Below are 12358 nucleotides of genomic sequence, written 5' to 3'. Positions count from 1 at the left end.
GTCAGCGCCAGCGTGCGAGGAAGTCGAGCAGCAGCCGGTCGACCTGCTCGGGCCGCTCCTCGTGCAGGAAGTGCCCCGCGTCGTCGAGCATCTCGAAGCGCAGGTCGCGGGCGAGCGCTGCCGCGTCGAGCTCGACCCCTTCGGGGCGCAGGAACGCATCGTGCGCACCGTGCACCTGCATCGCCGGCACGGCGATCGGGCGTCGCACGACCGACAAGAACCTGCGGCCGTCGAGTCGCGGCGTCGACCGCATGAGCCAGCGCACCGCCTCGATCGAGTTGTGCGCGGCGAAGGGCACGGCCATCGCCGTCTCGTAGGTCGCGAGCTCGCTCGAGCTCCGGCGCTCGTACGAGCCCTCGACGAGCAGCTGCGTCGTCAGCGACCGGTTCGCGAAGGCGCGCTCGGGCAGGACGGGCAGCTGCAGGAACGCGAGGTGCTTGAGCGCGGTCGGCGTGAGCGCCGCGCGGGCCGTGCGGTGCAGGCGGGCGGGGTGCGGGGCGCTGAGCGCGACGACGCCGTCGGTCACCGACGGCTGGAGCGACGCCATCGCCCACGCGACGACACCGCCCAGGCCGTGGCCGACGATCACCGCGCTGTCCGCGCCGAGGCTGCGGACCACCCCGGCGACGTCCCGCGAGCGCGTCGCGACGTCGTAGCCCGACGGCGGCTTGTCCGACGCTCCGACGCCACGCAGGTCCATCGCTGCGACGCGGTGCCCGGCCGCGGCGAGCGCCTCGATCTGGAAGCGCCACGCCCACCAGAACTGCGGGAACGAGTGGAGCAGCACGACGAGCGGGCCGGGTGCGTCGACCGGGCCAGCGATCGCGACGTGGAACCGCGCCCCGTTCGCCGGCACCAGCTCGTGCTTCCACGGTCCGTCGATCAGGACCGAGCTGAAGTCGGCGCTCACACGTCACCCGTCTCGAGGTCGGCGGTCGCAGGCTCGGGCGCCGAGACTGCGGTCGGAGGTTCCCCGCCCGGGCGTCGCGACGACGGCGGGTCGAACCGGTAGCCGACGTTGCGCACGGTGCCGATGAGCTGCTCGTGCTCAGGGCCGAGCTTCGCGCGCAGGCGACGCACGTGCACGTCGACCGTTCGGGTGCCCCCGTAGTAGTCGTAGCCCCAGACCTCCTGGAGGAGCTGGGCCCGCGTGAACACGCGACCCGGGTGCTGGCCCAGGCACTTGAGCAGCTCGAACTCCTTGTAGGTCAGGTCGATCGGCACGCCGCGCACGCGGACCGTGTATCCGCTCGCGTCGATCACGAGGTCGCCTGAGGAGATCTCCTCGGGTGCGTCGTCACCGCGGGCGCCAGAGCCGCGCTCGATCGCGAGCCGCAGGCGCGCCTCGACCTCGGCGGGCGACGCCGTCTCGAGGAGGAGGTCGCTCGCTCCCCACTCGCCGGTGACGACGGTCAGGCCGCCCTCGGTGAGGATCAGCACGAGGGGCACGTCCAGGCCAGCGGCCTGGAGCACGCGGCACGTCGTGCGGGCGCCCGCCAGGTCGTGCCGGGCGTCGAGGAGCAGGACGTCGGAGTCGGGGGCGTCGACCAGCGCGGAGGGCTCCATGGGCAGGACGCGCACGCGGTGCGCCAGGAGCCCCAGTGCGGGGAGCACCTGGGCGGAGGCGCCGGCTGCGGGTGTCAGGAGCAGGAGCTCGGCCACACGCCTCACCTCCTTCTCTCGAACGCATCACGGTCGTCGACGCAGCGGGGATGCCGGTGACGTGCCGACATTATCGTCCGACGGAGCCGATGGTCGTGGACGGCGCCAACATCTGGGAGAATCGAGTGACTCCCAGCCCTCCGACGCCCTGGACGTGCGTACACAGTGAGCAGATCGACCCGCGCCGTCGTGACGGCCGCGCTGGCCGCGCTCGTCGCCGTGGCGGCGCACCTCGGCGAGGTTCCGCTGGTCGCCACGTCCGCCGTCCTCGCCCTGGCCTTCGCCGCCGGCTGGCCCTCCCTCGTCGAGCTGCCCTGGCCCGCCGGTGCGACCGCGGTGCTCGCCGTCGTCGGTCTCGGCTCTGTCGCCGCCGTGGTCGGCGACCAGGGTCTCGCTTTCCTCCCGTTCGTCGCGGCCGGCGGTCTCATCTTGTCGTTCGTCCGCGAGATGCTTCGTCGTGACGGCCGCATGCGGCTCGTCGAGTCGCTGTCCGGGACCGTCGGTGGCGTGTTCGTCGTGCTGAGCGCGTCCGGCTGGGTCGCCGTCTATTCGGGCGAGGGCATCGTCGTGTGCGCTGCCGCGACCCTCGCGGCCGCGTCGGCCGTCGCGGCGGCGCTGCCGTGGCGCGGGTGGGCGAACGTCGGGCTGACCGTCGGAGTCGCGGTCGGTGTGGGCGGGGTCCTCGGTGCGGTCCTCCCGCAGGTCGACGTCGCGCAAGGGCTCTGGCTCGGTGCGACGGCCGGGATCCTCGCCGCGTCGTTCCACGTGATGTTCGAGCGCCTCCCGCAGTCGCAGACGCGGACCGGCGGCCTGGCTGCCGCGCTCGTGCCGGTGCTCGTCGGCGGGATGCTCGTCCACGTCGTCGCGTCGATCGTCGTCTGAGACGGGCCCGACGTCCCCGGGAGGGACGCGCCGGGCGGGGCTAGGGTGGCCGCATGCCTACCGAAGAGCCCGCCGCCACGCCCTCGCTCGTCGTCAAGGTGACTGCCGGAGCCGAGCGCGCCGAGGCCTGCAACCAGGCGTTCACCGTCGCTGCCGCCGCCGTCGCCGCCGGAGTCCGCGTGAGCCTGTGGCTCACAGGTGAGGCCGCCTGGTTCGCCGTCCCGGGGAAGGCCGCCGAGTTCGACCTCGAGCACGCCGCCCCGCTCGACGCGCTCCTCGCGACCGTCCTCGAGGCAGGCACCGTAACCCTGTGCACGCAGTGCGCGGCTCGCCGCGACCTCACGCCTGCCGACCTCCTGCGCGGCATCCGCATCGCGGGCGCCCCCGCGTTCGTCGAAGAGGTCATGGCGCCGGGCGCCCGCTCCCTCGTCTACTGAGCCTGCCGAAACGAGCGCAGCGAGACCCGCATCACGCGTGGGTCCGCGCTCCCGACGCTAGGATCGGGCCATGGGAATCGACGCACTCGAGGCAGTATTCATCGGCCTGCTCGTGGTAGCGACGCTGACGATCACCTGGTTCGCCGGTCTCGTCGTCGTCAAGCTGTTCAAGGGCCAGGCCCAGCGCTGACACGGCCGCGGCCGGGATCAGAGACGATCCCGGCCGCGCGCAGCGCTCTCACGCGGGCCTGACACGCCCGCGACCACCACGGCACCACCCCCGAGCGGAGCTCTCCATGCCCTTCACCTTCCCGGACGGACTCGCCCCTGAGGCGTACCCACTCGCTTGGCTCGTGGGCCACTGGCGTGGCGAGGGCGTCATCTCCTACCCGGACATCCCCGAGACGACGTTCGTCCAGGACGTCGTCTTCGACCACGACGGCGGACCGTACCTCCGCTACGAGGCGACGACGCGCCTGCCCGCGGTCGAGCCCGGGGCTGACGGCCCCGACGGCGAGGAGACCGTCTGGTCCACCGAGACCGGCTACTGGCGCGTCTCGCCCGAGCCGCACGAGGGTGCGCGCGAGGACCAGGCATCTCTCGAGGTGCTGCTCGCGGACCCGGCTGGCCGCGTGAGCGTCTACCTCGGAGTCGCAGGCAACGGCCGCATCGACCTCGTCTCCGACCTCATCGCGCGCACCTCGACGGGCGCGGACGTCACCGCGTCCAAGCGGATGTACGGCCTCGTCGAAGGCAGTCTCATGTGGGCGTGGGACCTCGCCGCGTTCGGCAAGCCGCTGCAGTCCTACGCCTCCGCGCAGCTCTTCCGCCAGGAGGCCTGACATGGCCCCCGCGGTGCCCGACGACGCGACCGCGTCGGACGAGCGCGCGGTGCGCGCGAGCCAGCTCCTGATGCGGTCTGGCGCCGTCGCCGCGTCCGGTCCGGACGCTGGCGTCGCCTGGCACTACGGCGACCCCGTCGCTGAGCAGCGCGCCCTCGCCCGCGGGGCTGGCGTCGTCGACATGTCACACACGGGCGTCGTCACGATCACGGGACCGGACCGGCTCACCTGGCTGCACTCGATCACGTCGCAGGACCTCGCGACGCTCGCGCCGCGCACCTCGACCGAGACGCTCGTCCTCGACCCGCACGGGCACGTCGAGCACGCTGTGGGCGTGGTCGACGACGGCACGACGACCTGGCTCCTCACCGAGGGCGATCACGCCGCGCCGCTCGCCGCGTGGCTCGACCGCATGCGTTTCATGCTGCGCGTCGAGGTCGCCGACGTCACCGAGCAGTGGGCCGCGGTCGGTGAGGCCGTCCGCGCCGAGGGCACGGCCGACGAGCCCGTCACCTGGGTCGACCCGTGGCCGCGGACCGCGCCCGGCTCGACCCGCTACGGCCCGGCCGACGACGAGCACCCCGGCCAGGACCGTGCGTGGCGGCTCGTGCTCGTCCCCCGCGCCGAGCTGGACGACGCCGTCCGCGCCCGCGAGGCGACCGGCTGGCGACTCGCAGGGACCTGGGCGACCGAGGCGTTGCGCGTCGAGGCCCTGCGCCCTCGCCTCGACCGCGAGGTCGACGACCGCACCATCCCGCACGAGCTCGACTGGCTCCGCACCGCCGTCCACCTCAACAAGGGCTGCTACCGCGGGCAGGAGACGATCGCGCGCGTCCACAACCTCGGACGCCCGCCGCGCCGGCTCGCCCTCGCACACCTCGACGGCTCCGGCCACCTGCTCCCCGAGCCCGGTGCCGCCGTCCGGCACGGCGAGCGCGAGGTCGGACGCGCGACGTCGGTCGCTCGGCACCACGAGCTCGGCCCGGTCGCGCTCGTCGTCCTCAAACGGTCGGTCGACCCGGACGCGGACCTCCTCGTCGACTGTGACGGCGGCGCCGTCGCGGCCGGGCAGGAGGTCGTCGTGAGCGCCGAGGGCGTCTCGACGGACCGCCCCGCCCCACGCGGCCCCGTCGCCCGGGGCCTCGCACCCCGCGCCCCGCGAGGCTGACGCGTTGGGGGACGCCGTCGCGCGCCGTCGGCTCGTGAGCATCCGCCTGCGTCAAGGGCGCGACCGCGTCCGCAACGCTGCCGTCCCTGTCCTCGTCGCGGCTGTCGCAGCCGGGCTCGCGTACGCGATCGCGCACTACGGGCTCGGCCACGCGATGCCCGTCTTCGCGCCGATCGCCGCGTGGGTGTGCCTCGGGTTCCACCACGAGCGCGAGCTGCGGCGCGTCGCCGAGCTCGCGGTCGGCGTCGCGGTGGGTGTGGGCTTCGGTGACCTCGTCGCGCACCTCATCGGCTCCGGACCCTGGCAGATCGGCCTGACGCTCGCCGCCGCCGCACTGCTCGCCCGGTTCCTCGACCGCGGCCAGATGCTCACGACGCAAGCCGGTGTCCAGGCGATCGTCATCATCGGCATGCCCCAGATCAGCGCCGGGCCCGTCGGGCGATGGACCGACGCCCTCATCGGCGGTGCCATGGCGCTCCTCGTCGCGATCCTGACCCCCGGCGACCCGCGACGGTACGCCCGCCGCCTCGCCGGAGAGGCGACGCGCGTCCTCGCCGAGGCGATGCGCGTCCTCGCGCGCGGCCTGCGCACGGGCGACCACGAAGACCTGCGCGACGCCCTCGCCCGCGGCCGCACGACCCAGCCGCTCCTCGAGGAGTGGCTCGCCTCCGCACGAGCCGGCTACGAGAACACGCGGATCGACGCGAGCACCCGCCGCTACCGCGAGGACTTCGTCCTGCTCGAGCGGCAGGCCGTGCTCATCGACCGGGCCGTGCGCTCGGTGCGCGTCCTCGCCCGCAGGGTCGAAGGGCTCGGCCCCGACGCCGGACGGGACCTGTCGATCGTCGCACCGGTCGTCGGGGAGACCGCTCAGGCCGTCCAAGAGCTCGCGGGCGCGCTCCTCAACGGGACCGACCTCGGCGGCCCGCGCCGCGCCCTCGAGGCCGCCGCGGCGCTCGCGGACCCCGGGCAGCTCGGCGAGACGGACTGGTACGTGCAGTCCCTCGTCGTCCTCATGCGCAGCCCGATCGTGGACCTGCTCGAGGCGACGGGCGCCAGCCCTGAAGAGGCGCGCGCGGCGCTCCCAGCGATCTGACGCTCGCGTGGTGGCCAGGTGGCCGGGTTAGCATCGGCGGGTGTTCACCCTTGCGCAGCTGTCCATCGAGCTCATCCTGTGTGTCGCCGTCTTCGCGAGCCAGGTGTGGGCTCTCGTCGACGCCGCCCCGCGCTCCGCGCGCGGCTTCACCGCGGAAGGCAAGCTGACCAAGACCAAGTGGCTGCTGATCCTCGGCGTCTCCGCGCTCTTCGGCTTCATCAGCCTGCCGTACCCCGTCGGCATCGGTGGGCTCTCGTTCCTCGTCGTGATCTCCGCGGTCCCGCCGATCGTCTACTTCGTCGACGTGAAGCCCGCGATCGCGTCCTACGGCAAGGGCAAGGGCGGCTCGCGCGGCACCGGCAACCGCGGCGGGTGGTGACGTGCGCGTCGTCGTGCAGCGTGCCGCGCGCGCCTCGGTGACGGTCGCGGGCGAGGTTCTGGCGGCGTTCGACGAGCCGTGCCTCGTCGTCCTCGTCGGCGTGACGCACGACGACGGACCCGACCAGGTCGCGACCGTCGCGAGCAAGGTCGCGAACCTGCGCATCCTGCGCGACGAGCGCTCAGCGCTCGACGCCGGTGCGCCCGTGCTCGTCGTCTCCCAGTTCACGCTCTACGGCGATGTGCGCAAGGGACGCCGCCCCACGTGGAACGCGGCGGCGCCCGGCCCGGTCGCGGAGCCGCTCGTCGACGCGGTCGTCGAGACGCTGCGCGGGATGGGGCTGCGGGTCGGGACGGGGCGTTTCGGCGCCGACATGGCGGTCGAGCTCGTCAACGACGGCCCCGTGACGATCGTCTACGAGACCTCGGCGGCGTAGTCGGTCGCGGCGGCTGACCGCCGCGGCGCCGTCCGGGGTAGCTCAGCGCATGCGCTGGACGGCGAGGGGCGCGGCCTCCGCGAGCCCGCGGACCGACGGGTGCTCGCTCTCGGCGAGCACGCGGTCGAGCGGGCCCTCGGCGACGAAGACGCCGTCGGCCAGGAAGTGCACGGTCGACGTCATGCGGGCCATGAGCTCGAGGTCGTGCGTGACGAGCAGCATGCCCGTGCCGAGCGTCGTGAGCACGTCCTTGATCGCCGTCGCGACCTCGAGGCGGGTGGCCGGGTCGAGGGCGGTGAGCGGCTCGTCGAGCAGCAGGATGTCGGGTCGCGACGCGATCGCGCGGGCGAGCGCGACGCGCTGACGCTCGCCGCCAGAGATCGTGTACATCTGCCGGCTGCCGAACGATGCGGGCAGCGCGAGCGACTCGAGCAGGTCGCCGACCGTCAGGCTCACGGTGCGGCCTGCCTTGCGGGCCTCGGCGAGGCCGGCCTTGACGACGGCGTCGACCGTCTTGCGCTGGTCGACGTTGTTGACGAGCTCTTGCTGCCCGACGTGGCTCACGGCGGCGCGGAACTCGCGCTTGTCGCGCGGGCCGATGCGGTGCACGGGGCGCTTGCCCCAGGTGACTGAGCCGGAGAGGGGCTTGATCTTGCCGGCGAGCGCGCGCAAGAGCGTCGACTTGCCGACGCCGGACTCGCCGACGACGCCGATCGGAGCCTCGCCGGGGACGACGTCGAGCGTCACGCCGCGCAGCGGCTCGACTCCCGGGTAGCCAGCCCAGAGGTCCTGGGCGTGCAGCGGCTTCGCGGACTTGGGACCGGCCATCGTGTCGTTCTCTCCTCGTGGCTGTGCCCGGCGTGGTCGCCGGGCACGGCTCTATCGTGCTCCATCGGGTGCCTCAACCTCTAACGCACGAGAGGCCCGGATCGCTCCCGGGGGAGGTGCGCGTCTCAGCGGCGGTCGGCGAGGAGGCGCTCGACCACCCGCGCGACGGCGGCGGGCGAGCTGGTCGGTGAGCCGGTAGCCGCGCCGAGGAGGTTGGCGGTGAGGTAGACGCTCACGACGGCGAGCGCGGTGTCGTGGTCGTGCTCGGTCGGCGCCTGCTCGGGGGTGGCCGTGGGGTCCGCGCCGGTGCGCAGTGCCGCGATCTGCTGGGCGACGCGGTCGAGCGCGGCGGTGAGGAGGCCGCCGAGCTCGTCGCGTGAGCCCGGGTGGCGCAGGGCGAACGCGGCGAACTCGATCGGCAGGAGGAGCTGGGGGTCTTCCTGGGCGGCGGTGAGCCAGCGGCGCAGCGCGGCCGCGTCGCCCGCGTCATGGTCGCGGACGGCGGTGAAGAGCCCGTCGATGCGCGCTCCTCGCGCGCCGGGGCCGGCGTCGGGGGCGTCGAACCAGCGGTGGGCGAGCGCGATGAACAGGCCGCTCTTGGACCCGAAGTTCGAGTAGAGCGCGCCCTTCGTGTAGCCGGCGTCCGACGCGATGTCTTCGACGGACGCGCCCTCGTAGCCCTTGCGTGCGATGACGTGCTCGGCGGCGTCGAGCAGGTCGGAGCGGGTCTGCTCGGCGCGGTTGCGGCGGCGGTCGGAGGTGGCGGCGTTGCGCGCGACCTTCTCGGAGACGTCGGTGAGCCCGCGCGCTGCCTCGCGCAGGGCGGAGTTGACCGCCTCGTTGACGTCGGGTCCGACGGCGGCGACCTCGTCGCGGATGAGGCGCGTGAGAGCGACGGTCGCGTCGCGCAGCGCGCGGGTCGCAGCGCCGAGGCTCTCGTCGCGTGGGCTCCGGTCGTCGGCTCCGGGGGTGCTGTCGGTTCCGCTCATGACGTCACCGTACCTCAGGGGTACCGACCGGTACAGAGGTTTGCTACCGTCTCGCACATACCGAACGGTATGGAACCGAAAGGAGTGATCATGAACGACCCAGTCCTCACAGTCCGCGACCTGCGGAAGCGATACCGCGGTCGCAAGGGCGCACAAGCCAACGACGGGATCGACCTCGACGTCGCCGCCGGCCAGGTCGTCGGCCTGCTCGGCCACAACGGCGCGGGCAAGACGACGCTCGTCAACCAGGTCGTCGGCCTCGTCCGCCCCGACAGCGGCAGCATCCGCCTGGGCGACCGCACCACCGCGATCGACGCCGTCGAGCGCCCCGACCTCGCCCGCGCCTGGGCCTCGGTCCAGGCCCAGGCGAACGTGCCCATCACCGGACTCACCCCCCGACGCGCGATCGAGCTCGTCGGCCGCATCCGCGGGGGAGAGCGAGACGCGGTCCGCGTCCGCACGGCGCGCCTCATCGAGGAGCTCGCCCTCGAACCGTGGGCCGACACCCCCGCCGAGAAGGTCTCCGGAGGAGTCGCCCGCCTCACCGCGTTCGGCATGACGACCGTCGTGCCCGGACGCCTCGTCGTCCTCGACGAGCCGACCAACGACGTCGACCCCGTGCGCCGCCGTCTCCTGTGGCAGGCGATCAGGCGGCTCGCCGACGGCGGAGCGGGCGTCCTCCTCGTCACGCACAACGTCCGCGAGGCCGAACGCGTCGTCGACCATCTCGCGATCCTCGACCGCGGCGTCGTCCTCGCGGCAGACACGCCCGCGGGACTCACCGCCGCGCTCCGCGGCTCCCTGACCATCGAGCTCGACACGGCAGACGACGTCGCGCTGCACCCGGCCGTCGCAGCGACAGCGTCCGGGCACGGGCGCGTGAGCGGGACCGTGCCCGCCCAGGACGCGACCGACGTCGTGCGCTGGGCCCAGTCCCAGGTCGACGCCGGACGCGTCGAGCGCTACGCGCTCACGCCCGCGTCCCTCGAGGACGTCTACGTCCAGCTCGTCGGTGCCAGCGACGGCGGCACCCTCACCGAGGAGGCAGCAGCATGAACCCCACCAGCGCCGCCACGCGCACGACCGCCATCCCCGCCGTGCGCCCGCCCCTCTCCGCCCACCGCCCCCGCCTCGCCGACATGACCCGCCAGACGTTGCTCCTGCTCGTCTGGCAGCTGCGCCGCCAGTCGATGTACCTGCCCCTCCTCGTCCTCGTGCAGGTGTTCCTCGCCGTCACGACCGTCGTCGGGTACGGGATGCTCGTGGGCGACCCGCCGCCCGAGACCGCTCTCTACCTCGCGACGGGCGCACCGACCATCACCCTCATCACCGTGGGTCTCGTCATGACACCCCAGATGGTCGCGACCGCACGCACCGAGGGCTCGTACGACTGGATGCGCACCCTGCCCGTGCCGCGAGGCGTGTTCCTCGTCGCCGACCTCGCGATGTGGTCTGCGCTCGCGCTCCCCGGCATGGTCCTCGGCGTCGTCGCCGGAGCTCTCCGGTTCGACGTCGACCTCTCGCTCGCGCCCTGGCTCCTGCCCGGCGTCGTGGCCGTGTCCATGACGGCGGCCGCCATCGGCTACTCGATCGCGGTGCTCACGCCGCCTGCCATCGCGATGCTCATGAGCCAGGTCCTCGTCTTCGTCGTCCTGCTCTTCGCACCCGTCAGCTACCCGCGCGAGCGGATGCCGCAGTGGGCGCAGGACGCGCACGAGTGGCTCCCGTTCGAACCCATGGCGCAGCTCGTCCGCGCCGGGCTCGTGAGCGACACGTTCGACATGCCGGTGAGGTCGGCGGTGGTGCTCGGTGCATGGTGCCTCGTGACGGTCACGGGCGCCGCGCTCGCGCTGCGCCGTCGAGCCTGACCGGCTCGCTGCGCGGGCTCACTGCGCAGGCGGGACCGAGGCGGGGCGGGCGTCCGGGGTCGAGGCCCCGGGCGCCGCCGCGCCGAGTGCGACGGGCTCCGCGGTGACGGGCTCCGGCGTCGTGATGGGGCGGCCGGGCGAGCCTGGCTGCAGCGCGCGCCGCGCGCGCACGTACCCGGGCAGCAGCACCGCGACCGAGCCTGCCCATGCGAGCGGGTTGGCCCACACGACTCCCGGGAAACCGTACGCCGCGCCCAGGATCATGGCCGCGCCGATGCGCATGCAGAGCTCGACGACGCCGCTCGCGGTCGGCGCGAACGTCCGGCCGAGCGCCTGGAGCGCCCCACGCACCACGAACAGCACCGCGAGCACCCAGTACAGGGACCCGTTGACGAGGAGGAACAGCGCAGCCATGTCGACCACCTGCTCCTCGCCGCCGCCGACGAAGAGCTGCACGATCTGCCCGCCCCAGAGCGCGAGGGCCGCGCCGATCGTGAGCGCCGCGACGACCGCCATGACGATCGCCTGCCTGATGCCACTGCGGATGCGGTCGTAGCGGCCGGCGCCGTAGTTCTGCGCGGTGTACGTCGAGGCGGCGATGCCGAGCGAGGACATGACGGCCATCGAGATGCCGTCGACGCGCAGCGCCGTCGTGTAGGCCGCGACGGCGTCCGCACCGAGCGTGTTGAGCCGGACCTGCACCGCGACCGCGCCGATCGCGATGATCGACATCTGGAAGCCCATCGGCAGGCCGATGCGCAGGTGCTCGCGCAGGTCAGCGCGGGGAACGCGCCAGTCAGCGCGGTGCACGTGCAGGACAGGCACACGGCTGCGGACGTAGAGGAGGCACAGCACGACCGAGACGAGCTGCGCGACCACGGTCGCGAGCGCCGCACCGCCGACGCCGTAGCCCGCGCCGCGCACGATCGCGAGGACAAGCCCGATGTTGAGCAGGCACGACACGACAAGGAAGAGCAGCGGGGTGCGGGAGTCGCCGATCGCGCGGATGATCGCCGCGAGGAAGTTGAAGTACATCGTCGTGGCGGCGCCGGCGAACGTGACGACCGCGAACGTCGTCGCCTGCGGGACCAGCTCCTCCGGCGTGCCGAGCAGGCGCAGCGCCGTGCCCGCGAGGAGAGGGCCGCCCACCGTCACGACGATGCTCGCAGCCCCGGTGAGCAGCGTCCCCGCGGCGACCGATCTGCGGACCGCGGCGAGGTCACCGGCCCCGAACGCCTGAGCCGTCGGGATCGCGAAGCCGGACGTCATCCCGAAGGCGAAGCCGAGCAGCAGGAACAGGAGCGAGCCGGTCGCCCCGACCGCAGCGAGCGCGTCGACGCCGAGCGTGCGACCGACGACCATCGCGTCGGTGACCTGGTAGAGCTGCTGGACGACGTTGCCGATGAGCAAGGGCACCATGAAGACGCCGATGACGCGCCAGGGCGTGCCGGTGGTGAGGTTCCTCGCCATGGGTGTCGGGCTCCGTGCTCGGGGGACGCGGGGGGCGTTCTTCCGCGTGGCCATCGTAACGTTTCGATGAGCGCGGATCCATGGCGCTGGGGTGGCTCTTCAGCCCACGGATCGCTCGCGCCCACGCTTCACGTGTGAGGCTGGGCTACCGGCGGGCGGGCAGCACGAGCTCGATCCGCTCTGGGATTCGCCGTCCGGTGCGCTCTCCCGAGGGCCGCTCAGCGGGGTGGTGTGACGAGGCGGGTGCGGATCTCGTGGGTGGTGAACGGCTCGGAGGTGGTGGTGGTGACGTTCTGGCCGT

General features: G+C 73.3%; 14 protein-coding genes. 9 read left to right on the top strand and 5 right to left on the bottom strand.

All coding sequences use genetic code 11. The features are described 5' to 3' along the window. Position 1 precedes the first annotated feature (1 nt). Together AC4F3Q_RS04105 and AC4F3Q_RS04100 are read right to left on the bottom strand one after the other, a co-directional pair. Positions 2–910, bottom strand: coding sequence for an alpha/beta fold hydrolase (locus AC4F3Q_RS04105; protein WP_491038852.1), 909 nt, complete (start codon positions 908–910; stop codon positions 2–4). After that, positions 907–1662 (bottom strand): winged helix-turn-helix transcriptional regulator, encoded by a 756-nt coding sequence (locus AC4F3Q_RS04100; protein WP_491038851.1) that lies wholly within the window; start codon positions 1660–1662, stop codon positions 907–909. The genes AC4F3Q_RS04105 and AC4F3Q_RS04100 overlap by 4 nt, the downstream gene beginning before the upstream one ends. Before the next feature lie 165 nt (positions 1663–1827). Here AC4F3Q_RS04100 and AC4F3Q_RS04095 point away from each other — a divergent pair, with 165 nt between their 5' ends. From AC4F3Q_RS04095 to dtd, 7 genes are all read left to right on the top strand, one after another. Then, a complete protein-coding gene (locus AC4F3Q_RS04095; RefSeq protein WP_491038850.1) occupies positions 1828–2544 on the top strand; it encodes a hypothetical protein in 717 nt (238 codons plus the stop codon). Positions 2545–2597: 53 nt separating this feature from the next. Continuing rightward, complete coding sequence (locus AC4F3Q_RS04090) at positions 2598–2981, top strand: DsrE family protein (RefSeq protein WP_491038849.1); 384 nt, start codon at positions 2598–2600, stop codon at positions 2979–2981. Between the two features lie 296 nt (positions 2982–3277). Next, positions 3278–3823, top strand: coding sequence for a heme-binding beta-barrel domain-containing protein (locus AC4F3Q_RS04085; protein WP_168446495.1), 546 nt, complete (start codon positions 3278–3280; stop codon positions 3821–3823). A 1-nt stretch (position 3824) separates the two neighbouring features. After that, positions 3825–4991, top strand: coding sequence for a CAF17-like 4Fe-4S cluster assembly/insertion protein YgfZ (gene ygfZ, locus AC4F3Q_RS04080; protein ID WP_491038848.1), 1167 nt, complete (start codon positions 3825–3827; stop codon positions 4989–4991). Between the two features lie 34 nt (positions 4992–5025). Beyond that, complete coding sequence (locus AC4F3Q_RS04075; RefSeq protein WP_491038847.1) at positions 5026–6087, top strand: FUSC family protein; 1062 nt, start codon at positions 5026–5028, stop codon at positions 6085–6087. Positions 6088–6127: 40 nt separating this feature from the next. Next, positions 6128–6466 carry a DUF2516 family protein gene (locus AC4F3Q_RS04070; protein WP_168446492.1) on the top strand — a complete coding sequence of 113 codons (339 nt, stop codon included), beginning with the start codon at positions 6128–6130 and terminating at the stop codon, positions 6464–6466. A 1-nt stretch (position 6467) separates the two neighbouring features. Continuing rightward, positions 6468–6902 (top strand): D-aminoacyl-tRNA deacylase, encoded by a 435-nt coding sequence (gene dtd, locus AC4F3Q_RS04065; protein WP_168446491.1) that lies wholly within the window; start codon positions 6468–6470, stop codon positions 6900–6902. Between the two features lie 42 nt (positions 6903–6944). On the opposite strand, the gene AC4F3Q_RS04060 is transcribed toward dtd, so the two are convergent. After that, positions 6945–7730: an ABC transporter ATP-binding protein gene (locus AC4F3Q_RS04060; RefSeq protein WP_491038846.1), complete on the bottom strand. Its 786-nt coding sequence runs from the start codon at positions 7728–7730 to the stop codon at positions 6945–6947. 125 nt (positions 7731–7855) lie between these two features. Further along, positions 7856–8719 (bottom strand): TetR/AcrR family transcriptional regulator, encoded by an 864-nt coding sequence (locus tag AC4F3Q_RS04055; protein ID WP_491038845.1) that lies wholly within the window; start codon positions 8717–8719, stop codon positions 7856–7858. Between the two features lie 90 nt (positions 8720–8809). Between AC4F3Q_RS04055 and AC4F3Q_RS04050 the strand changes: the two genes are divergently transcribed. Next, positions 8810–9775, top strand: a complete 966-nt coding sequence (locus AC4F3Q_RS04050) for an ABC transporter ATP-binding protein (protein WP_491038844.1) — start codon at positions 8810–8812, stop codon at positions 9773–9775. Further along, the gene (locus tag AC4F3Q_RS04045; RefSeq protein WP_491038843.1) at positions 9772–10587 is read left to right on the top strand and encodes an ABC transporter permease; all 816 of its coding nucleotides are present in this window, start codon (positions 9772–9774) and stop codon (positions 10585–10587) included. The genes AC4F3Q_RS04050 and AC4F3Q_RS04045 overlap by 4 nt, the downstream gene beginning before the upstream one ends. Positions 10588–10605: 18 nt before the next feature. On the opposite strand, the gene AC4F3Q_RS04040 is transcribed toward AC4F3Q_RS04045, so the two are convergent. Next, positions 10606–12057, bottom strand: coding sequence for an MATE family efflux transporter (locus AC4F3Q_RS04040; RefSeq protein ID WP_491038842.1), 1452 nt, complete (start codon positions 12055–12057; stop codon positions 10606–10608). Between the last annotated feature and the right edge of the window lie 301 nt (positions 12058–12358).

The organism is Flavimobilis sp. BM9 (genome assembly GCF_058313055.1).
The sequence above is the reverse complement of the archived record's forward strand: the minus strand, read 5'-3'. Positions and strand labels throughout refer to the sequence as shown.

Excerpts from the sequence above, each read along its gene's own strand:
- AC4F3Q_RS04090 (WP_491038849.1), top strand. The coding sequence starts at position 2,598 with ATGCCTACCGAAGAGCCCGCCGCCACGCCCTCGCTCGTCGTCAAGGTG.
- AC4F3Q_RS04085 (WP_168446495.1), top strand. The coding sequence starts at position 3,278 with ATGCCCTTCACCTTCCCGGACGGACTCGCCCCTGAGGCGTACCCACTC.
- ygfZ (WP_491038848.1), top strand. The coding sequence starts at position 3,825 with ATGGCCCCCGCGGTGCCCGACGACGCGACCGCGTCGGACGAGCGCGCG.
- AC4F3Q_RS04060 (WP_491038846.1), bottom strand. The coding sequence starts at position 7,730 with ATGGCCGGTCCCAAGTCCGCGAAGCCGCTGCACGCCCAGGACCTCTGG.
- AC4F3Q_RS04055 (WP_491038845.1), bottom strand. The coding sequence starts at position 8,719 with ATGAGCGGAACCGACAGCACCCCCGGAGCCGACGACCGGAGCCCACGC.
- AC4F3Q_RS04050 (WP_491038844.1), top strand. The coding sequence starts at position 8,810 with ATGAACGACCCAGTCCTCACAGTCCGCGACCTGCGGAAGCGATACCGC.
- AC4F3Q_RS04045 (WP_491038843.1), top strand. The coding sequence starts at position 9,772 with ATGAACCCCACCAGCGCCGCCACGCGCACGACCGCCATCCCCGCCGTG.
- AC4F3Q_RS04040 (WP_491038842.1), bottom strand. The coding sequence starts at position 12,057 with ATGGCGAGGAACCTCACCACCGGCACGCCCTGGCGCGTCATCGGCGTC.